The organism is Clostridium sp. C8 (assembly GCF_001010885.1).
Lineage (GTDB): Bacteria > Bacillota > Clostridia > Clostridiales > Clostridiaceae > Clostridium > Clostridium sartagoforme.
Genome location: NZ_LBMX01000091.1, coordinates 80,547 through 101,021 on the forward strand (window position 1 = coordinate 80,547; position 20,475 = coordinate 101,021).

Annotated in this window: 19 protein-coding genes; 2 read left to right on the forward strand and 17 right to left on the reverse strand. The window is 28.2% G+C overall.

Going from position 1 to position 20,475, the window contains the following annotated elements; all coding sequences use genetic code 11:
- Nucleotides 1-13: 13 nt before the first annotated feature.
- From AAT22_RS14505 to AAT22_RS14515, 3 genes are read right to left on the reverse strand one after another with little or no spacing between them, the layout of a single operon-like run.
- Nucleotides 14-1,438 (reverse strand): PTS transporter subunit EIIC, encoded by a 1,425-nt coding sequence (locus AAT22_RS14505; protein ID WP_016205982.1) that lies wholly within the window; start codon nt 1,436-1,438, stop codon nt 14-16.
- A 22-nt stretch (nt 1,439-1,460) separates the two neighbouring features.
- On the reverse strand, nt 1,461-2,357 hold the full coding sequence (gene murQ / locus AAT22_RS14510; RefSeq protein ID WP_016205983.1) for an N-acetylmuramic acid 6-phosphate etherase: 897 nt from the start codon (nt 2,355-2,357) through the stop codon (nt 1,461-1,463).
- Nucleotides 2,358-2,393: 36 nt separating this feature from the next.
- Nucleotides 2,394-3,248, reverse strand: coding sequence for a MurR/RpiR family transcriptional regulator (locus tag AAT22_RS14515; RefSeq protein WP_016205984.1), 855 nt, complete (start codon nt 3,246-3,248; stop codon nt 2,394-2,396).
- A gap of 477 nt (nt 3,249-3,725) precedes the next feature.
- On the opposite strand from AAT22_RS14515, the gene fba reads away from it, so the two are divergent.
- A complete protein-coding gene (gene fba, locus AAT22_RS14520) occupies nt 3,726-4,589 on the forward strand; it encodes a class II fructose-1,6-bisphosphate aldolase (RefSeq protein ID WP_016205985.1) in 864 nt (287 codons plus the stop codon).
- A 128-nt stretch (nt 4,590-4,717) separates the two neighbouring features.
- On the opposite strand, the gene AAT22_RS14525 is transcribed toward fba, so the two are convergent.
- On the reverse strand, nt 4,718-5,533 hold the full coding sequence (locus AAT22_RS14525; RefSeq protein ID WP_016205986.1) for a ZIP family metal transporter: 816 nt from the start codon (nt 5,531-5,533) through the stop codon (nt 4,718-4,720).
- Between the two features lie 131 nt (nt 5,534-5,664).
- Nucleotides 5,665-6,225 carry a CYTH domain-containing protein gene (locus AAT22_RS14530; protein ID WP_016205987.1) on the reverse strand — a complete coding sequence of 187 codons (561 nt, stop codon included), beginning with the start codon at nt 6,223-6,225 and terminating at the stop codon, nt 5,665-5,667.
- A 244-nt stretch (nt 6,226-6,469) separates the two neighbouring features.
- Between AAT22_RS14530 and AAT22_RS14535 the strand changes: the two genes are divergently transcribed.
- Nucleotides 6,470-7,516, forward strand: coding sequence for an HD-GYP domain-containing protein (locus AAT22_RS14535; protein ID WP_047001754.1), 1,047 nt, complete (start codon nt 6,470-6,472; stop codon nt 7,514-7,516).
- 304 nt (nt 7,517-7,820) lie between these two features.
- Here the strand turns inward: AAT22_RS14535 and AAT22_RS14540 are convergent, their stop codons facing one another.
- The 12 genes from AAT22_RS14540 to cls form a co-directional block, all read right to left on the reverse strand.
- The gene (locus AAT22_RS14540) at nt 7,821-8,654 is read right to left on the reverse strand and encodes a prephenate dehydrogenase (protein WP_047001755.1); all 834 of its coding nucleotides are present in this window, start codon (nt 8,652-8,654) and stop codon (nt 7,821-7,823) included.
- A gap of 108 nt (nt 8,655-8,762) precedes the next feature.
- Nucleotides 8,763-9,779: a 3-deoxy-7-phosphoheptulonate synthase gene (gene aroF / locus AAT22_RS14545; RefSeq protein WP_016205991.1), complete on the reverse strand. Its 1,017-nt coding sequence runs from the start codon at nt 9,777-9,779 to the stop codon at nt 8,763-8,765.
- Between the two features lie 143 nt (nt 9,780-9,922).
- A complete protein-coding gene (aroQ, locus tag AAT22_RS14550; RefSeq protein WP_016205992.1) occupies nt 9,923-10,378 on the reverse strand; it encodes a type II 3-dehydroquinate dehydratase in 456 nt (151 codons plus the stop codon).
- Nucleotides 10,379-10,576: 198 nt separating this feature from the next.
- Nucleotides 10,577-11,068: a shikimate kinase gene (locus AAT22_RS14555; RefSeq protein WP_016205993.1), complete on the reverse strand. Its 492-nt coding sequence runs from the start codon at nt 11,066-11,068 to the stop codon at nt 10,577-10,579.
- Nucleotides 11,069-11,086: 18 nt separating this feature from the next.
- Entirely contained in the window at nt 11,087-11,896 is an 810-nt protein-coding gene (gene aroE / locus AAT22_RS14560; RefSeq protein WP_016205994.1) for a shikimate dehydrogenase, read from the reverse strand.
- A gap of 121 nt (nt 11,897-12,017) precedes the next feature.
- Nucleotides 12,018-12,434, reverse strand: a complete 417-nt coding sequence (locus AAT22_RS14565) for a GNAT family N-acetyltransferase (RefSeq protein WP_016205995.1) — start codon at nt 12,432-12,434, stop codon at nt 12,018-12,020.
- Nucleotides 12,435-12,676: 242 nt separating this feature from the next.
- Nucleotides 12,677-13,804 carry a prephenate dehydratase gene (pheA, locus tag AAT22_RS14570; protein WP_047001756.1) on the reverse strand — a complete coding sequence of 376 codons (1,128 nt, stop codon included), beginning with the start codon at nt 13,802-13,804 and terminating at the stop codon, nt 12,677-12,679.
- Complete coding sequence (gene aroC, locus AAT22_RS14575; RefSeq protein ID WP_047001757.1) at nt 13,805-14,887, reverse strand: chorismate synthase; 1,083 nt, start codon at nt 14,885-14,887, stop codon at nt 13,805-13,807.
- On the reverse strand, nt 14,865-16,160 hold the full coding sequence (gene aroA / locus AAT22_RS14580; RefSeq protein ID WP_047001758.1) for a 3-phosphoshikimate 1-carboxyvinyltransferase: 1,296 nt from the start codon (nt 16,158-16,160) through the stop codon (nt 14,865-14,867). The genes aroC and aroA overlap by 23 nt, the downstream gene beginning before the upstream one ends.
- Before the next feature lie 49 nt (nt 16,161-16,209).
- A complete protein-coding gene (aroB, locus tag AAT22_RS14585) occupies nt 16,210-17,259 on the reverse strand; it encodes a 3-dehydroquinate synthase (protein ID WP_047001759.1) in 1,050 nt (349 codons plus the stop codon).
- Nucleotides 17,260-17,425: 166 nt separating this feature from the next.
- Nucleotides 17,426-18,439: a 3-deoxy-7-phosphoheptulonate synthase gene (gene aroF / locus AAT22_RS14590; protein ID WP_016205999.1), complete on the reverse strand. Its 1,014-nt coding sequence runs from the start codon at nt 18,437-18,439 to the stop codon at nt 17,426-17,428.
- A gap of 357 nt (nt 18,440-18,796) precedes the next feature.
- A complete protein-coding gene (gene cls, locus AAT22_RS14595; protein WP_047001760.1) occupies nt 18,797-20,224 on the reverse strand; it encodes a cardiolipin synthase in 1,428 nt (475 codons plus the stop codon).
- Nucleotides 20,225-20,475: the final 251 nt, after the last annotated feature.

The window sequence follows — 20,475 nt, forward strand, 5'->3', positions numbered from 1 at the left end:
ATATTAATTATTTTTAAGCATTTTTAACGTCGGATTCCTTAATTACAAAGTAAGTTATAATAAATCCTGCTATATAAGATATAACTAGTCCTATGAAGTAATTTAACATACTTTGTGGTTGCATTATTGGAATAGCTACTAATCCTGATGGCCCCCACGCTGTAGCTAGTACATGTGTTAACATTACATATGCTCCACCAAATCCTGCTCCTAATCCTGCAGTGATAAATGGCTTAAACATAGGAAGTGTAACTCCATATATTAAAGGTTCTCCAACTCCTAAGAATCCTGCTGGAAGTGCACCTGTAATAACTTTTTGTAATCTAGTATTTTTAACTTTTCTTGCTATTAAATATATAGCAATTGCAGCACCAACTTGTCCAGCTCCAGCCATTGCAAGTACTGGGAATAATGAAACTCCACCCATTGCTTCTAGTTGAACTGCATAAATTGGAATTAATCCATGATGTAATCCAAGTAATACCATTGGTAAGAATAATGCTGATAATACAAATCCACTAATTACGCTAACAACTGGATTTGAAGAATTAATAATTACACTTAATGCAGAAACTAGTCCATCTGATAAGAAACCTGCTAAAGGCATTATTGCAAACACAAAAACTAGTCCTGTTATAAGTAATGTTAATAGTGGAGTTAAAATTAAATCTAAAACATCTGGTATTCTCTTTCTAATTGCCTTTTCTACTTTAGCAAGGATATATACACCAAAAATAACACCTATAATACCGCCTTTTCCTGTTGTTAAAATAGAATTTAGTGGAACTGCTTCATCGTATAATCCTAACATAGTTGATAATGCTACTATATTTGCACTTATTGAAATAGCTCCGAGCATACCACCTAATGCTTCAGTTGCTCCAAATTGTTTTGCTGAATTAATTCCTGTATAAATTGCAAAGTATGATAAGAATCCACCACCAATTAATGCAAACATTAATTGAGTAGCTTTCCAAAATCCTTCTGCTGGTAAAGTTCCTTGTCCTTGTAATGTAGAAACTAAACTTGCTAATCCGTTAAATATACCTGCAGCAATAATTGCTGGTATTAGAGGAATAAAAATATTAGCAATAGTATTTACTACTTTCTTGAATTTACTTTGTTTTTGATTATCTTTTATTGCTTGTTTATTTTCCTGCCAGTTTTCTGTTACTACTCCATCACTTGGAAGTCCTAATTCCTCTATACAGATATCTGTAACTTTTTTTGCTTTACCTGGACCTAGTACTACTTGTAGATAATTATTAGCTTCAACTACACCTAATACGCCCTCTGTATTTTTTAATTCTTCCATTTTAACTAAATCAATATTTTTTATTGTAAGTCTAAGTCTAGTCATGCAATTTGCAGCCTTTACAACATTGTCTTTTCCACCAACTAAATTAACAATTACCTTAGCTAATTCTAAGTTTGTCATATAATCTCCCTCTTTCTTTTAATTAATTTTCTAGAGCATATCGTACATGCCCATTAACCATATTTAGCCTTTTTTCAGCTTCGTCATAATTACATTTAAGAAGTATCATTATAATAGCAGTTTTAACTTTACCTTTCGCATCCTTTAAGGCTCTTCTTGCTGTATCTCTATCTGCTGCAGTTGCTTCAATAATTATATTTTCTGATCTTGTTACTAACTTTTCATTAGTTTGCATAACATCTACCATAAGATTCTCATAAGTTTTTCCTATACCTACCATACTTCCAGTAGATATCATATTCAATACCATCTTTTGTGCTGTTCCAGCTTTCAATCTTGTTGATCCTGTAAGTACTTCTGGGCCTACAACAAGCTCTATAGCTACATCTGAATACTTTGCCATTTCGGAGTTCTTATTACAAACAACAACCGCTGTTTTGCAACCAATTTCTCTAGCATATTTTAGTCCATGAATTGCATAAGGAGTTCTACCACTAGCTGCTAGTCCAATTACTATATCTTTGTTAGTTAAATTTAATTCTTTTAATTCATCAACACCTAAAGTTTTACTATCTTCTGCACCTTCAACAGCTTTTATAAATGCTGATTGACCTCCTGCTATTAATCCAACTACTAAATCACTAGATACTCCAAATGTAGGGGGACACTCAACTGCATCTAACAATCCAAGTCTCCCACTTGTACCTGCGCCCATATAAATTATTCTTCCACCTCCCTCCAAAGTTTCAGTACACATATCTATAACCTCTGCAATTTTAGGCAAAGCATCTCTAACTGATTTTATTACTTTCTCGTCCTCTTTATTCATTATTGTTGCAATTTCTATTGAAGTCATTCTATCTAAATTAATAGTATCTCTATTTCTGGTTTCCGTAGTTAATTTGGTTAAATCTACCATAACAGGCCTCCTAATATAATTTTATCAAGTTAACGTTTACTTTAAGTTTAAATTTGGTTTTTGTATATGGGTTCTATTAAATTGCTTCACATTTGAGTCATAATGCTTATTTACAAAAGCTGTATATAATATATCTATTATATTTAGCTGAGCTATTCTTGAAGATATTGCCCCTTCTCTAAAAACAAGTTCTGTAGGTGCTACTAATAGCTTATAGTCTGCTATATTTGAAATCGGTGATTCCTCAAGCCTCGTAATAGCAATAATAGGGGCTCCTATTTCTTTGACTATATTAGCACATTTAATCATTTCTTCTGTAAAACCAGAATAACTAATAATAATAGCTACATCATTTTTATCCATATTCTTAGCTTCTAATAGCTGAGCATGAAAATCATCATTTAAGTGGCAGCTCTTGTTTATTCTTAAAAATTTTAAATAAGCATCTTTAGCAACTAATAGTGATGCTCCTACTCCAAATAAACAAATGTTTCTAGAACTATCTAAAATATCCACACAATCTTTTAATACATTTATATCAATTAACTTTTGACTTTTTTCTAAAGAGGTAATACTCTTCAAAGTAACTTTCTCAACAATCTTTTCTAAACTATCTTCCTTATCAATGTTTTTTACTTTCTCTTCATCAGCTGATCTTATAATTGCTAGTTCATACAATAATGCATGTATTAACTCTTTATATCCATTAAAGCCAACTTTTTTACAAAGGCGAATTATAGTAGACGGAGAAGCAAAAGTATTTTCAGATAACCTATATATATTACTTTCTACTGCTGAATCCGGACTTCGCAGTATATATTCGATTATCGTCCTTTCAGTTTCACTAGCTTTATCGATATAATCTCGTAATTTAACAATTACACTTTTCATAAGATACCTCCATCTATGTTTTAATTTTACAACTTATATTTTTTCTTTTCAACATTTTACCATACCTTTGGAATTTTGTTTCATCTTTTGGTAAATTTTATTACCTTCATATATGTTTTATGAATTACAATGAAAATTATATACTTTTAATTCTATTATATTACTTAAATAAATTAATTAACTATTTAATTTCATATTATTTGAATTATTTTAATTATTAATTTGAATAATTAAAAGATAAAATATTAACAATTTAATTTTATATTTCTTTGTATTTCAACATATTTTAAGAAATTATGGATGTATATTCATAATTTTTATTACTTGGTAATTAATTTCTTACATTTTTGTTTAAAATAAATTTATTTTGAGTTATAATATTATTAACAAGAACAAATATGTAAATCATATGTTTTTGATACATTTTAGCTTTACAGCTTAATTGTAATAAAATTTAAAGTTATGGAGGTTTATACCATGTTAGTTTCAGCAAAAGAAATGTTAAACAAGGCTAAAGCGGGAAAATATGCTGTAGGACAATTCAATATTAATAATTTAGAATGGACTAAAGCTGTTTTACTAACTGCTCAAGAAAATAATTCACCTGTTATATTAGGAGTTTCAGAAGGTGCTGCTAAATACATGTGTGGTTATAAAACTATAGTTGGAATGGTAAATGGCATAATGGAAGAGTTAAAAATTACTGTTCCTGTTGCATTACATCTAGATCACGGTAGCTATGAAGGAGCTTTAAAGGCTATGGAAGCTGGCTTCTCTTCAATTATGTTTGATGGATCTCACTATCCAATAGACGAAAATATAGCTAAAACAACAGAAATGGTTAAATTAACTTCTGAAAAAGGTCTTTCTTTAGAAGCAGAAGTTGGTTCAATTGGTGGAGAAGAAGATGGAGTTGTAGGTGCTGGTGAAATAGCTGATGCTAATGAGTGCAAAGCTATAGCAGACCTAGGCGTTACTATGTTAGCTGCTGGTATCGGTAATATCCACGGAAAATATCCTGCTAACTGGAAGGGATTAAGCTTTGAAGCTCTAGAAGCTATAAGCAATCTTACTGGTGATATGCCTTTAGTATTACACGGTGGTACTGGAATTCCAGAAGATATGATACAAAGAGCTATTTCTTTAGGTGTTTCTAAGATAAATGTTAATACTGAGTGTCAATTAGCATTTGCTGAAGGTACTAGAAAGTATATTGAAGCTGGAAAAGACTTAGAAGGAAAAGGCTTTGATCCAAGAAAGTTATTAGCTCCAGGATTTGAAGCTATAAAAGCTACAGTTAAAGAAAAAATGGAACTATTCGGTTCAGTAAATAAAGCATAATTTTACTAATATAAAGGTAGAAAGATTTTCTTTCTACCTTTTATTTTATATCTTTTAATTACATCTAAAAATTTTAACCTAGTCTAAATTTTAAGGTAGATTTATTTAAATTTATTTTATTCAAACACCTACCCTAAGGTTACATCTAATACCATCATAACTATGAATCCTAAAATTAATCCTAAAGTTGTTAATTTTTTGTTTTCCATAGACGCTTCTGGCAATAATTCGGCCCCTACTACTGCAATCATTGCTCCTGCTGAAAAAGATAATAAAAATGGTAAAATACTTCTTACAGATAAAGCTGCTATTACTCCAATTACACCTGCCATAGGTTCCACCAATCCTGATGCTTGTCCATAAAGAAAGCTTCTCCACCTAGATATTCCTTCCCTTCTTAATGGTAATGATACTGCCGCTCCCTCTGGGAAATTTTGAAGTCCTATTCCTAATGCTAATGTAATTGCTGCAATTAAACTTGTCCCAGGTATTCCTGCTGCAACCCCTCCAAATGCAACTCCAACCGCAAGCCCTTCTGGTATATTATGAAGTGTTACTGCTAGAACTAGTAATATACTTTTTTTATATTTAGTTGTTTTAGGTAACTTTTCTTCATTCTTATCTGTAATTACCCCATAAGAATAAGTATCCATTAATTTATCTGCAAAAATTAAAAATAATCCTCCTAAAAAAAATCCTGCTGCCGGAATAATAACTCCACTATAACCGAGTTCATTGCAAAGTTCTATAGCTGGATTTAATAGAGACCAGAAACTTGCTGCAACCATTACTCCAGCACCAAATCCTAGCATTGTATTTAAAATTTTTTTATCAACATTCTTAAAGAAAAATACTAGTGCCGCACCTAATGCAGTAATAAACCAAGTGAATAGAGTTGCAAGAAGTCCTTGAATTATAGGATTAAGTTCACTAAACCAATACATTTTAAATCCTCCTTAGTAATTAAATTTCCTAATTATAATCTACTAAGAAGAATGAGTTTTGGTTACAAATAAATACATTTTTTTACATTACTTTTTTATAATTTATTTGTTTATAATTTAGTTTGTCTTTTTTATAAACCTTTTCTATTCTCTAACTTCAATCCTTTTTCTTCTAATATTTCATAGATAGTTTTTGAAGTAGTATCCTTTATTGTATATCCTATTAAGCTTAATATTTCTTCTAATTCATTTTCAGAGCCTGTTTCAATTTCTATATATGGAAATGGACAAAACTCCTTATCATTTATATCAATTTCAATCAAAGAATTTTTTAATTTATAGCTTTCTCTATATTTTTTTATAGATTGCTTAAGTTTTAGTCCTAAAGAGGTAAAAATCTTACTTGCAGCTTCTTTATCTTCAACAATAGTTTCATTTTCTTCCATAACTTTAAATGTTTCTTGACTCAACATCTTTTTGGTAGTCATATAAACAATTTCTTTATTGTCTATTCTATTATCAGTTATTCTTATTCTTGCATATCCCTTAGAAGTTAATAATCTATTGTCATCAAAATCATAAATATTATTTATTTGATATTCTTCCTTTACTTTTTCAGCTCCCAATTCCTTAAGCCTTTTCCTAATAAAATCTACATCTATATCAATTATTCTAGTTTCTAACTCTTTCATATTTATTCTCCATTTCTATTTTTACATTATTATATCATATAAAAATTATGCACATCAATTAATAAATCCTTAAGATAAGACTATATGTACACATTGTTGCATTATGTTTATTAACAAGAAAATTTTAGTATTTTTTAATAATTTTGCTATTAAGGTATAAAAAAATATGTATCTTATACGAGATTATAAGTAAATTGAGAAATAATTTATTTCAATTATCAATTATTTTGTGAGGTTATATTTTATGAGTAATAATAAAAAACTTATACCTGTAAGAGATTTAAAAATAGGTATGATTACTGCTAACGAAGTTGTTTATAATGGTATGATCCTAATTGGAGAGGGGATTACTATTAACGCGCAAATGTTAGAGAAATTGAATACATTTTTTCTTTTCGATAGTATTGAAGTATATAGTGATGAAAAGGATAATTCTAATGAAATTTTAGAGTTAAAGGCTGCTGATAAAACTTTAAAGGATATTTCAATTGATGTTAAACTTATATTTGATAATGCTAAAACCCTTGAAAGCTCAAATACTAATGAAATAAATGAATATGCAAAAAAGTTATTAAATGAACTTAATCTAAATAAATATATTTTAAAAAATATAGTTTTAAATGGTAGTGGTTCAGATTGTATATATAGGCATTCTGTTAACGTAGCTTCATTAAGTTATTTAATTGGAAAATGGCATGGGTTTGATAGTAATAAACTTCATAATCTTGTTTATGCCTCTTTATTGCATGACTTTGGTAAAACAAAAATAGATAAAAATTTAATAGATAAAAATCGTATATTTTCTGAGGAAGAATTTGAAATAATAAAAACCCATCCAGTAATAGCATATGATGAAATAAAAAAAGTGCCCTTTATAAATAAATCAGTACTTTATGCAGTTTTAATGCATCATGAAAGATGTGATGGAAGTGGATATCCTCTTGGCCTTAAATCAAATCAAATTCATGAGTTTGCAAAAATTGTAGCTATTGCAGATGTATTTGATGCAACCAATTCTAATAGAGCTTATAGAGATAAGAAACAACCTCTTGAAATTCTTAAGATTATAAAAGAAGATAGCTTAAGTAAATTGGATTATACATTGTGTTCTAAATTCTTAAATGGAATGTCAAATTTCTATATTGGACAAACAGTCCTGTTAAATAACAATAAGAAATGTAAAGTAATACAAATGGATTTAAATAATATCTCTTCACCTCTTGTTTTGTGTGATGATGAGTTTATAGATTTAAGTAAATCCAACGATTTATATGTCACAGAAATACTATAATTAGATTTAAATTGCGAAGCAATTTATATAGTTCACAGTTTTTGGAATAAAGTAACAGGTAACAGGTTATGATATAAATTGCAAAGCAATTTATAAATGAAAGAATGAAAAAATTTAGGTTATTTTGCTGCACAAAACTAACTACTGTCCCTAAGCTTACCTTGAAGTAGATGTTTCTTAATTTTTAATTATAGTTTACATCTAGTACTTGTTACCTGATACCTGTTCCCTGTTACCTAAAAAAATAAAAACAACTGTGCACTGTGCCTTGTGAACTGTTAACTGAAAAATGCTTCGCAAAATATTACAATTTTTCTCTTCTATTGCTTGATTTTATAAATATTTTTTTTAATTCATTATCATCATTTTTAATTAATGCAGATTTTATATTATTCATCTCTATAAGAAACTTATCTATTGATTCTATTAAATTATCCTTATTACCAATAAATAATTCACTCCATAGCTCTTCATTTATATTAGCAATTCTAGTTAAATCTCTATAACTGTCTCCAATAAAACTTCCAGTATCTCGTCCTTCTTCATCGCTATTAATTAATGCAACAGCTATTGCATGTGGAAGTTGACTTGTGAAGCCTATCATCTTATCATGGAAAAATGGATCTATCCTTTTAATTTTTCTAAATCCCATTTCATATATAATCTTTTCTAAAACTTTTATATTACTTTCTATATTTCTATCAGTTACAGTAATTAGATAGTTGGCTCCCTTAAAAACTTCCTTTGAAGCATAATCAATACCTCTTTTTTCTCTTCCTGCCATAGGATGACCAAATATAAAATCTACTTCTTTCGGTAGTATTTTTAATATATCTTCGATAAAAGGTTTCTTTATACCTGTAGCATCTGTAATTATTGTTCCAGCTCTTAATAACCTTTTATTTTCTTCTATAAAACTCTTTATGAGCATTGGATATATAGAAAGAATTATTAAATCAGATTTTTCTACAATTTCACTACCATCTACATAACCTTCTTTTATTATTTCTAATTCTTTAGCTTTTTTTAAAGTTTCTAAATTGTTATCAATTCCATAAACATCTTCATACCCTGCTGCTTTAAGTGCCATTGCATAACTCCCTCCAATAACACCAAGCCCTACTATTAATATTCTCATAAAAACCCCCAATTTATCAATGGACAATTGATAATTTATTCCTCAATTATTTATTATACATTGTCAATTATCCATTATTTATATTGCATTATCTATTTAAATCATAAATTATTTTATTTTCTTGCCTTCCATTTCGGCCAATACTTTAACTTTATTCATCATATTTTTAAATGATTCTGGTTTAATTGACTGTTGACCATCACTTAATGCGCATTGTGGATTGTTGTGCACTTCTATAATAAGTCCATCTGCTCCTGCACTTACAGCTGCTTTTGCCAGCGGCTCTACTAAATACCAATATCCGGCAGCATGACTTGGATCCACAATTACCGGTAAATGTGATTTTCTCTTTATAACTGGAATTGCACTTAAATCTAGTGTATTCCTTGTATAAGTTTCAAAAGTCCTTATGCCTCTTTCACAAAGAATTACATTTTCATTTCCTTCAGCCATTATATATTCAGCTGACATCAACCATTCTTCTATCGTTGCAGAAAGCCCTCTCTTCAATAAAATCGGTTTATTAGTTCTTCCTAGTTGTTTTAATAAATCAAAGTTTTGCATATTTCTTGCACCAACTTGGATTACATCTACATCTCTAACAAATATATCTATATAATCAGTTGACATTATTTCCGTTACTATAGGTAACCCTGTAGCTTTTCTAGCTTTCTTTAATAATTCTAAGCCTTCCATTTCTAACCCTTGAAAACTATATGGTGAAGTCCTTGGTTTAAAGGCCCCTCCCCTTAAAAAAGTTGCCCCAGATTCTTTTACACTTTTAGCTATTTCTATTATTTGTTCTTCACTTTCAACAGAACAAGGACCTGCAATAACAGCTAAATTATTTCCTCCGATTAAACTACCCTTTACATCAATTATTGTGTCTTCTGGCTTAAATAATCTATTAGCCTTTTTGTAAGGTTCTTCTACCTTAAGAACTTTGTCTACTCCAGAAAATCTAAGAAGCTTATCTGAATCTATAGATCGGGTTTCTCCAACTACACCTATAATACAAAAAGTTTCTCCTTGAGACAAATGGATTCCTAATCCTCTACTTTCTAATTCTCTCTTAACCTTCAATACTTCATCATCACTACAATTTGGATTCATTACAATAATCATTTCTATCCCTCCATACTACTTCAATTGATAATTAATAATTAACAATTGATAATTATTCAAATAATTCAGACAAGCTGAATTATGTAATTTATTTTATAAACTCCTTTAGAGCTTATTCACTAATTTTTCTATTCCTTTATTTTTCATTCTTTCACGCTTTCATTATCAACTATACATTGTTCTATTGCTTCTATTGCCATTACATACCCAAATTCTTTAAAGCCACAAATTTGCCCTATACATGCAGGGGCTATTACTGACTTATGTCTAAACTCTTCTCTTGCATGTATATTTGATAAATGAACTTCTATAGTAGGTATATTTACTGCTTTTACTGCATCGAATATAGCATAACTATAATGGGTATATGCCCCTGGATTCATTATTATCCCACCATATTTTTCATAATATGCTTTATGAATTCTATTTATTATTTCACCTTCTATATTACTTTGAAATAACTCAATTTCTATATTTCTTTTTTTTCCTTCTTCTTTAATATATCCACAAATATATTCAAAGTCTTTAGTTCCATAAATTCCTTTTTCTCTTACTCCTAGCATATTTATATTAGGACCATTTATAACTAATATTTTCATAAAACATCCACCTTCGTAATATTTTGCGAAGCAAAATTTTTAGTATACTGTTTACAAAACACAGTTCACAATTGTTCTCATTTTGTAGGTATAGAATTATATATTTAATCATTATTTTATTTTCAAAAAATCACTATATATTTCTAATTCCCTGACACTGTTACTTTATCCAAAAGACTGTGAATTGTGTACTGTGAACTATATAAATTGTGTAATTTCATTTATAATATTTTCTATTGTTTTATCGTTAACTAGTTTAATATCGCAATATTTATTATATAAATTATATCTTTCTATATATAGATTGTAAAGTTTCTTTACCCCTTCTTTTAACAAAGGTCTTGAAGATATATCTAAATCACTAGCTATATTTTCTACTGATCTATCTATAAATATTATGATAGTCTTTTCTTTAAAAAAGTTTATATTTTCTTCTCTCTTAATTATTCCACCACCACTTGATATTACTACCTTTTTCTTATTACTTAATTCTTTGCAAGCTTTTGTTTCATAATCTCTAAAGTAATCTTCATTTATTTCAAACAATTCTTTTATTGTTTTATTAGAAATTTTCTCTATGTACTCATCCATATCATAGAAATCATAATTTATTTTTCTTGAAAGTTCTTTACCTATAGTACTTTTTCCACAGCCTGGCATTCCAATAAGTAAAATTATATCTTTATTCATATTAAATTCACCTATATTCTAATTTAATTTCAACTTTATATTTTCATAAATTTCTTTTATTATCTCTTCTTCTATTTCAACTTTATTCCATATTTCTTGAGCCTTAACAGCCTGACCAATAAGCATATATAATCCACCAATACTTTTTTTCCCTAGTAATTTTCCTGTATTTAAAAACATAGTATCCAGAGGATTATATATTAAATCCATTACTATATTAAAATTTTGTATTATATCTTCTGAAACTGGTGTTTTACCTACATTAGGATACATTCCAACAGGTGTTGAATTTATAATAATATCTCCTTTAACTTCTTTTAAATCTTCATAGCTTATTACATGAACATTTTCTAAATTAAATTCATTTCTATTTGGATTTCTGCTTACTATATACACACTTTTTATATTATTGTCTAATAAATAATATAATACACCTTTGCAGGCTCCTCCATTTCCTAGAATAACTGCTTTTTTATCTTTCACTTCTATATTATTAATTTTTATCATATATCCAAAACCATAATAATCAGTATTATATCCATACAAAACTTCATTTTCTAATAAAACTGTATTTATTGCCCCTATTCTTTTTGCCTCTTCTGATATAATATCAATATGTTTTATTATATCTTCCTTATACGGTATTGTTACATTTGTTCCTTTTATCTTTAGTAACTTTACTGCCCTTGTAAAGTCTTCAAGATTATTTTTATTAACTTCAAATAATTTATAAGCTCCTTCTTTGTTTATTAATTTCAATATCTCACTGTGAATTAACGGAGATAAACTATGAGAAAGTTTTTCACCCAATAATCCATAAAACTCCATAACTCTGCCCCCTTATTTTATATTTATTTTAAAAATATTATAACATAGTGATTAATTATTTGCTTATAAAAATAGGTAGTGAAACGGATGCTTAAACCTTTTCACTACCTATTTTTATAATTTATTGTAGATATGATTTCTTTACAAATTTAAAATCTTTATCTAATTTAAAACCTTGTCTGTTATAAAATTCAATTTCTTCTTTATGATAATCTTTATTAATAGAAACAATATAATTTACTCTATTATCCTTAGCATTTTTTTCTACTTCTAACATTAACTGATGACCAACTCCAAGTCCTCTATATTTTTCATCAACAATTATATCTTTAATATTTATTGTTTTATTGTTATTACTATCCTCATTAAAATTACTATTAATATATCCTATAACATCATCATTTAATTGAGCAACTATCATTAAAGATTTATTATCCTCTGATATGGATTTTATGTTTGAATAATTAAGCTTAGAATTAAGCTTATAAATATCCTCATAATCCTTTAAATTAACCTCTCTAACATCAAAACCCACCATAAAAAATCCTCCAATCTTTTTGTAAACGTTTGTAATAATAGTAATTTTTAAAGCAAATTTTATATCTGCTTTTCTTATACAAGTTTTATTTTCTGAAAATTCAAAATATTATTTATATTTCAATTATACATCTAAATCTCTTTTATTTCCACTATTTTTTATATTTTATGTTATTAATATTAATAAACAAAAAAAGATTACTGAATATACAGTAATCCACTATATTTATAGAAATGTTAAGATTAACAGCTTCCTTTGTAACTCCCTATAATTTTGAAATATCCACTATTTTTTTCTATAAGTTCTAATGCATTTTTTACCTTGCTGTCTTGTAAACTTCCTTCAAAGTCTACATATAATAAATACTTCCAAGATTCATGTTTATTTGGTCTTGATTCTATTTTAATCATATTTATGTTATTTTCTGCAAAGTATCTTAAAAGACTATAAAGAATCCCTGCTTTATTTTCTAAAGAAAATACTACACTAATTTTATTACATTCAGTGTTATATTCTAACTGCTTTCCTATAATTATAAATTTTGTATAATTATCTTTTTTATCATTTATATTCTCTTTCAATATCTCCAGTCCATAAATTTCAGCTGCTTTCTTGCTAGCTATAGCGGCTTTTCTACTATCTTTTAGATCTGAAATTAATTTTGCACTTATAGCTGTGTTATGATATGGAATAATCTTTATATTTTGATAGTTTTTTAAAAATTTTTTACTTTGTTCAAATCCTTGTGGATGAGAGTATATTTCTTGTATTTCATCTATTTTTGTTCCCTTAATTCCAATTAAATTTTGATCTATTTTAATACATTCCTCACCTATAATATAAAAACCATATTTAACTAAAAGATCATAAATTTCAGCAATTGCCCCTGTGTATGAATTTTCTATAGGTAATATAGCTTTATTTATTTCATTTTTTTCTAGCGCATTAAAAACATCTTCAAAGGTTTCATAATTCCTTGTGTTATTATAACTTTCAAAATATTTTAAAAGAGCTTCTTCACTAAAAGATCCCTTAACCCCTTGATAGCCTACTATTACCCCCTTATTTTCTTTCATGATATTATTACTAGTTGCTGAATCTTCATTAGCTATATTTTTTTGCAAGGATCTACTTAATTCCATAATATTTTCAAAAAATCTTCTTGTAATATCACTGTAATTACTATTATTAAGATTTCTTACATTTTTTTCTATAACTTCTTCTTCTCTTTTTCCATTAAAAATTGGCAAGTTATTTTTTCTTTTATATTTTCCAACCTTAATAGCAATATTCATCCTTTTCTCAAATAATTCTATTAACTCTTTATCTATAGAATCTATTTGTTTTCTATACTCATCTAACTCACTCAATTAATATCTCCCCTTTATCAAATCAAGTATTCCTATAGCCGTTACAGCTTCAATAACAGGTAATGCTCTTTGGACTATACATGGATCGTGTCTTCCTTCAACTCTAAATTTAACATTTTCTTTGTTTTTTATATCTATTGTATTTTGTTCCTTGGCAATAGATGCTGTAGGTTTTATAGCAACTTTAAATAATATTGGCATTCCATTTGTAATACCGCCCAATACTCCACCATTATTATTAGTTTTTGTTTTTACTTTATCTTTATCATAGTAATATTCATCATTACATTCTGAACCAAACATATTAGTCATCTGAAATCCCCTACCAAATTCTATACCTTTTACAGCTGGTACTGAGAATATTAAATGAGCTAATGTAGATTCTACTGAATCAAAAAATGGATTTCCAACTCCAGGATTTATACCAATTACAGCACACTCTATACTACCTCCAACTGAATCCCCGTTATATTTAGCTTGTAATATAGTATGCTTTATATTTTCTTCTAAGGATGTATTTATTAATGGTAACTCCATATTTCTTAAGCTTTCTAATATTTCCTTTGATATATCAATATTATTAAACTCTTTATCAGTTATATTTTTTATGGAAGATATATGTGCTCCTATTAATATCCCCCTTTTTTCCAGTATCTGTTTACATATCGCTCCTGCAAATACTAGAGGAGCCGTTATTCTTCCTGAGAAGTGTCCTCCACCTCTATAATCATTAAAACCATCATACCTAGCATAACCTGTAAAATCTGCATGCCCTGGTCTCATATAATCTTTAGTCTTAGTATAATCCTTAGATCTAGTATCTCCATTTTTTATTATTGCACAAAGAGGAGTTCCAGTAGTTTTCCCCTCAAAATATCCACTTAATATTTCTGGGAAGTCACTTTCCTTCCTTGCAGTTGACATTGAGTTTTTTCCTGGAGCCCTTCTATCCATTTCAAAAAGCACTTTATCCATATCTATTTCAAATCCAGATGGTAATCCATCTATGTTTATTCCTATTGCATTTCCATGAGATTCTCCGAATATAGAAATTTTTATATTACTCCCCCATACCCCACTCATCAATATTTCCTCCTAGCATTTTAAAATCTTCAAAAAATCTTGGATAAGATTTAGCTACACAATCATAATCAACTAATACTATAGGCTCTTTACATATAGTTGATGCTATTGCTAAAGTCATTGCTATTCTATGATCCTTCCAACTCCATACTTCTAAACCACCTTTTAGCTCATCTACTCCCTCAATTATAAGTCCATCTTCTTTTTCTTCTATCTTAGCACCTATTTTATTAAGTTCATTAGTTATAGCTCTTAACCTATCACATTCCTTTATTCTAAGTCTTCCTGCATTAATAATTTCTGTTTTCCCTTTAGATACAGCCGCTACCAATGTTACTACTGGAATTATATCTGGGCATTGTGATGCATCGATAATTGTAGAAGTCAATTCATCTTCTACTCTGCATTTTATACTATCTTTATAAGTATAAAATTTAGCTCCCATCCTTCCTAGTATATCTATTACTTCTTTATCTCCTTGAAGAGAATTTATATTTAAATCCTTAATATCAATATCACAACCTAATGCATTTGCTGCAAAATAGAAAGCTGCTTGTGAGTAGTCTCCTTCTACTCTATAATCTCTTGATACATATTTTTGATTTCCTTTAATTATAAATTCCTTATAGCAGTTATTTTTAATTTCTACTCCAAAGCTTCTCATACAGGATAACGTTAAATCTATATATGATTTTGATTCTATCTCTGTACTAATGGTTATTTTAGAGTCTCCATCTAATAATGGAAGCGTAAATAATAATCCTGTTATAAATTGTGAACTTATATTCCCTGGCAGAGAAAATTCCCCTGGTTTTAATTTTCCTTTTACCATCATATTTAATTGATTTTCAACATGATTATACTTTATTCCCTGCTCCTTAAATATATCAAAATATGTTTCCAAAGGCCTTTTTCCTAAATTTCCTCTTCCTATAAACTTTGTTATGCCTTCAAATAATAAAGAAATTGGTACCATAAATCTTAATGTTGAACCTGATTCATTGCAGTCTATAACTCTAACTAAATTTGTTACAATATCTTCTCTATATATTCCTTTAACAACTACCTTATCTTCGTTCTTATCAATGATAGCCCCTAATTGTCTCATTGCATCTATAGTTGCATTAATATCATCTGAATAATCTATATTTTCGATTGTAGAAACTCCACTTGCAAGAGCTGCACAAATAATAGCTCTATGAGAAATACTCTTTGAAGGAGGAACCATTACATTTCCTTTTAATTTAGACTTTGTTAGTTTTAATACTTTCATAAAACACCACCCTTTGGTTTAATTAACAATTTACAATTATTATTAATCGTTAACTGCAAAATATCTTGCTCGTTGTTTTGTATATAAAGCTTTCTCCTATTTCTTTTAAGAAAATTAAATTTATATTATTTTCTAAGTTTTTCTTATCTAGTTTCATTGTTTCAGTTAGTTCATTAATATCTATTGTTAGTTCATATGGTAGTTGATATTTAATTAGTATATCTTTAATTACCTCTTTTGTACCTATCTTTGTTATCCCTAATTCTTCACTTAATTTAGTTATCTCATACATGCCAATAGCAACAGCTTCTCCATGGGTATATTTAGTATAATTGAAATATTGTTCAATTGCATGGCCTATTGTGTGACCAAAATTTAAAAGCATTCGTTGTCCCATATCTTTTTCATCTTTTTCCACAATTTCTTTTTTAATTTTGCAACAATTGTGAATAATGTATTCTATATTGTGCATAACTTCCTTTTTATTACTATAATTTATAAGATTACCAAAAAACTCTTTATCCCTTATACAACCATATTTAATTACTTCTGCCATTCCATCATTAAATACTCTATCACTTAGAGTGTTTAGAACTTCTGGATCTATAACAACTTTCTTTGGGTGATAAAAACTACCTACTAGATTTTTGCCTTTATCTAGGTCTACTCCAACCTTTCCCCCAACACTACTATCTACTTGTGCTAATAAAGTAGTTGGACATTGTACAAATGCTACTCCCCTCAAATAAGTAGAAGCAACAAATCCTCCTAAATCTCCAATAACTCCTCCACCTAAAGTTATTATTAAATCACTTCTAGTAAACTTGAAATTTAAAAGTTCATCATAAACTAAAGGTAAAGTACTAAAGTTCTTAGTTTCCTCACCAGGTTTAAGTACCAACTTTTTCACATCATATCCACTATTAATTAAATTATTTAATACTAAATTACCATAAAATTTATCGACATTTTTATCAGTTATAATAAAAATCTTTTTACCCTTAAAAAGATTTTTTATCTCATGTACTAATGTATTTATTATTCCCTTTTGTATAACAATATCATAACTACTATGAATTAAATCTATTGATAAATTCATTAAAACACCACCTTGTTTAAAATGGGAAAAGTGAAAAAGTTATGGTAATAATTCAACTAGGCTGAATTAAAAAACTAAACAATAGAAGTCATTATTACTTAATCTTTCATTAATGCTTTAATTCTTCTTTCATCTTTAACTTTTCACTTTTTCACTTTTAACTATCCTATATTTCTCTTCCAACTGCCGCTGCAATTGGTTTTAATTCTTTCATTAACGTTTCATAATCTTCTGGCTTTATTGATTGTGGTCCATCACATAGTGCTTTTTCTGGGTTGTTGTGAACTTCTATTATAAGCCCATCTGCTCCTACTGCAATTGCTGCCTTTGCTAATGGCGCTATCATAAATCTTTTTCCTGTTGCATGGCTTGGATCTACTATGATTGGAAGATGACTTATCTTTTTTATTGCTGGGATTGCACTTAAATCCAAAGTATTCCTTGTATAGGTCTCAAATGTTCTTATTCCTCTTTCACAAAGAATAATATTTTCATTACCGCCAGCCATTATATACTCAGCACTCATTAAAAATTCTTCTATTGTTGCTGATAACCCTCTTTTTAATAGTATTGGTTTATTTGTTTTTCCTAATTCTTTTAGCAAATCAAAATTCTGCATGTTTCTTGCCCCTACCTGAATTACATCCACATCTCTTTGGAATATCTCAACATCATATGGAGACATTATTTCAGTTACTATCGGTAATCCTGTTGTCTCTCTTGCTATTTTTAATAACTCCAATCCATCATATTCCAACCCTTGGAAACTGTATGGTGAGGTCCTAGGTTTAAATGCACCACCTCTTAAGAAATTCGCCCCTAATTTCTTAACTTCCTTTGCTATAAACTTTATTTGTTCTTCGCTTTCTACTGAGCAAGGTCCTGCTATCATAGCTATTTTATTTCCACCTATTTCATTTCCATTAATATTAACTATTGTATTATATGGATGAAACAACCTATTAGCTTTTTTAAATGGTTCTTGAACATACATAACCTTTTCTACATTGTCATTTGCTTCAATTTTTAATGGATCTATCTTACTTGTATCTCCCACAAGCCCTAGAATTATTAATTCTGCTCCTATAACAGGACTAACCTTAACCCCTTCTCTTTCAATTTCTTCAGTAAGTTTTCTTATTTCCTCTTCTTTTGTTCTTGGTTTTAAAATTATTATCATAAAATATGCCCCCTTGTTGTAATTGATAATTTATATTGCTGACTTTTATTATCAGCTTTTTAAGATTTTTATATTAAAAAAAGGGCCTCTAATGAGCCCTCTTAAATAATCAAAATATTTTCATATAAAAATATATAGTTTATATTATAAAACTCATTTGAAAAGAATTATTTATTTTTTTGTAAAACAAATAGCCAGCGCTAAATAAAAAGCCCCAGAATATAAAGTAAAAAAAGCTATTAAATTTTACCGATTTCTTTATAATTCCTTTCATATTTTCCTCCAAATAAACTAAAAATTCTTTACCTAATTATACCAAAGGACATCATTTTGTCAACACTTCTTCTTATTATTTTATTATAATATTGGAGCAATAAGCATTATTAATGCTTCCTTTATTCTCATTACCCTTCCTCTGTTGTTGTATTCATCCATTGTAACAATATTACAATCTCTTATATCATTATAAAAAATCTCTTCTTGCTGCTTTGAAAAATTATCATCAAATATAAAAGCATTTATTTCAAAATTTAGTTGAAAACTTCTTATGTCTAAGTTGGCAGTTCCAATACTGCATGCTTTACCATCTGATACAATTGTTTTTGAATGAATAAAGCCTTTTTGATATCTATATATTTTTACCCCACATTCCATAAGTTCTCCTATGTTTGCACTCAATATCCATTCCATAAAAAAATGATCCGGTTTTCCTGGAACCATTATTCTTACGTCAACGCCTGATAATGCTGCTATTTTTAGTGCTTCTCTAGTAGATTCATCTGGAACTAAATATGGAGTCTGAATATATACATTTTTTTTAGCGTTGTTTATTATTTTTATATATGCATTCCTTATATATTCTTCTTTATGATCTGGGCCTGAAGATACTATCTGCATTCCTACATTTCCTTGAGCTTCTTGTTTATAGAAATACTCATCATATTCTTTAAGTTCTCCTTCTGATGCATAATCCCAATCTAGTATAAATCTCTTATTTAACTCATTTACAGCTTCCCCTTGTATTCTTATATGGGTATCTCTCCAAAAATCAAATTGTTTACCTTTGTTTATGTATTCATCACCAACATTAAATCCACCAACATATCCTATATTTCCATCTATGACCACTATTTTTCTATGATTTCTATAATTTATTCGAAGATTTATGTACGGTAATATTCCTGGAAAAAATAATTGAAACTTTATTCCAAGACCTCTTATATATTTAATATATTTTCCCCTTAGATTTTTTGATCCCATTCCATCTACTAATAACCTTACCTCTACTCCTTCATTAACTTTCTTTTTTAATTCATCTATAATTTTATTACCTAATCCATCTAATCTAAATATATAATATTCAATATGTATGAATTTAGTTGCTAATCTTATATCCCTTATTAAATCATTAAATTTTTCCTCTCCTATTATGTAACTTTTAACACTATTTCCTGTTGTATATAGAGATTTAGAATGATTATAATTCATTTTTATAATATCTATATATTCTTCTGCAATTCTTCTTGCTTTCTTCTCTTCATCAAAACTTTTTAATAACTTATTTGACTTTTCCTCATCTATAAATTTCTTTTCTCTAAATATCTTTTGCCTATTTAAATTTTGACCAAGAATCAAATACAGTATAAATCCAAATCCTGGAAGTACTAACAAAATAATTAACCACGCCCATGTGGTAGTAGGCTCTTTTCTTTCTATAAATATAAGGGAAATTGCTGATACAATATTAATAATATATGCTACTATTAATAAAATATATGTACTCATTTATATCACCCCCATGAACACATTTTAATTTATAATTCAGCAGAAGTTTATTCCTCAATTATTCATTACTCATTTCTATTATCTATTACTCATTATAATTATATCCATTTTCTATAAGTAATCAAAGTTTCTTATAAGAAAATATATATTTTCTTATAAGAAAAGAAGCTGTAATTAGATTAACTTTTCCTTAATCTAATTCAGCTTCTTTTCATAATTTATGAAGGGTTTTAGTTTTGACCAAAATATCT

Bases quoted from the DNA above. Each gene is read 5' to 3' on its own strand.
- AAT22_RS14505 (WP_016205982.1), bottom strand. From the start codon at position 1,438: ATGACAAACTTAGAATTAGCTAAGGTAATTGTTAATTTAGTTGGTGGA.
- murQ (WP_016205983.1), bottom strand. From the start codon at position 2,357: ATGGTAGATTTAACCAAATTAACTACGGAAACCAGAAATAGAGATACT.
- AAT22_RS14515 (WP_016205984.1), bottom strand. From the start codon at position 3,248: ATGAAAAGTGTAATTGTTAAATTACGAGATTATATCGATAAAGCTAGT.
- fba (WP_016205985.1), top strand. From the start codon at position 3,726: ATGTTAGTTTCAGCAAAAGAAATGTTAAACAAGGCTAAAGCGGGAAAA.
- AAT22_RS14525 (WP_016205986.1), bottom strand. From the start codon at position 5,533: ATGTATTGGTTTAGTGAACTTAATCCTATAATTCAAGGACTTCTTGCA.
- AAT22_RS14530 (WP_016205987.1), bottom strand. From the start codon at position 6,225: ATGAAAGAGTTAGAAACTAGAATAATTGATATAGATGTAGATTTTATT.
- AAT22_RS14535 (WP_047001754.1), top strand. From the start codon at position 6,470: ATGAGTAATAATAAAAAACTTATACCTGTAAGAGATTTAAAAATAGGT.
- AAT22_RS14540 (WP_047001755.1), bottom strand. From the start codon at position 8,654: ATGAGAATATTAATAGTAGGGCTTGGTGTTATTGGAGGGAGTTATGCA.
- aroF (WP_016205991.1), bottom strand. From the start codon at position 9,779: ATGATTATTGTAATGAATCCAAATTGTAGTGATGATGAAGTATTGAAG.
- aroQ (WP_016205992.1), bottom strand. From the start codon at position 10,378: ATGAAAATATTAGTTATAAATGGTCCTAATATAAATATGCTAGGAGTA.
- AAT22_RS14555 (WP_016205993.1), bottom strand. From the start codon at position 11,068: ATGAATAAAGATATAATTTTACTTATTGGAATGCCAGGCTGTGGAAAA.
- aroE (WP_016205994.1), bottom strand. From the start codon at position 11,896: ATGGAGTTTTATGGATTATTGGGTGAAAAACTTTCTCATAGTTTATCT.
- AAT22_RS14565 (WP_016205995.1), bottom strand. From the start codon at position 12,434: ATGGTGGGTTTTGATGTTAGAGAGGTTAATTTAAAGGATTATGAGGAT.
- aroC (WP_047001757.1), bottom strand. From the start codon at position 14,887: ATGAGTGGGGTATGGGGGAGTAATATAAAAATTTCTATATTCGGAGAA.
- aroA (WP_047001758.1), bottom strand. From the start codon at position 16,160: ATGAAAGTATTAAAACTAACAAAGTCTAAATTAAAAGGAAATGTAATG.
- aroB (WP_047001759.1), bottom strand. From the start codon at position 17,259: ATGAATTTATCAATAGATTTAATTCATAGTAGTTATGATATTGTTATA.
- aroF (WP_016205999.1), bottom strand. From the start codon at position 18,439: ATGATAATAATTTTAAAACCAAGAACAAAAGAAGAGGAAATAAGAAAA.
- cls (WP_047001760.1), bottom strand. From the start codon at position 20,224: ATGAGTACATATATTTTATTAATAGTAGCATATATTATTAATATTGTA.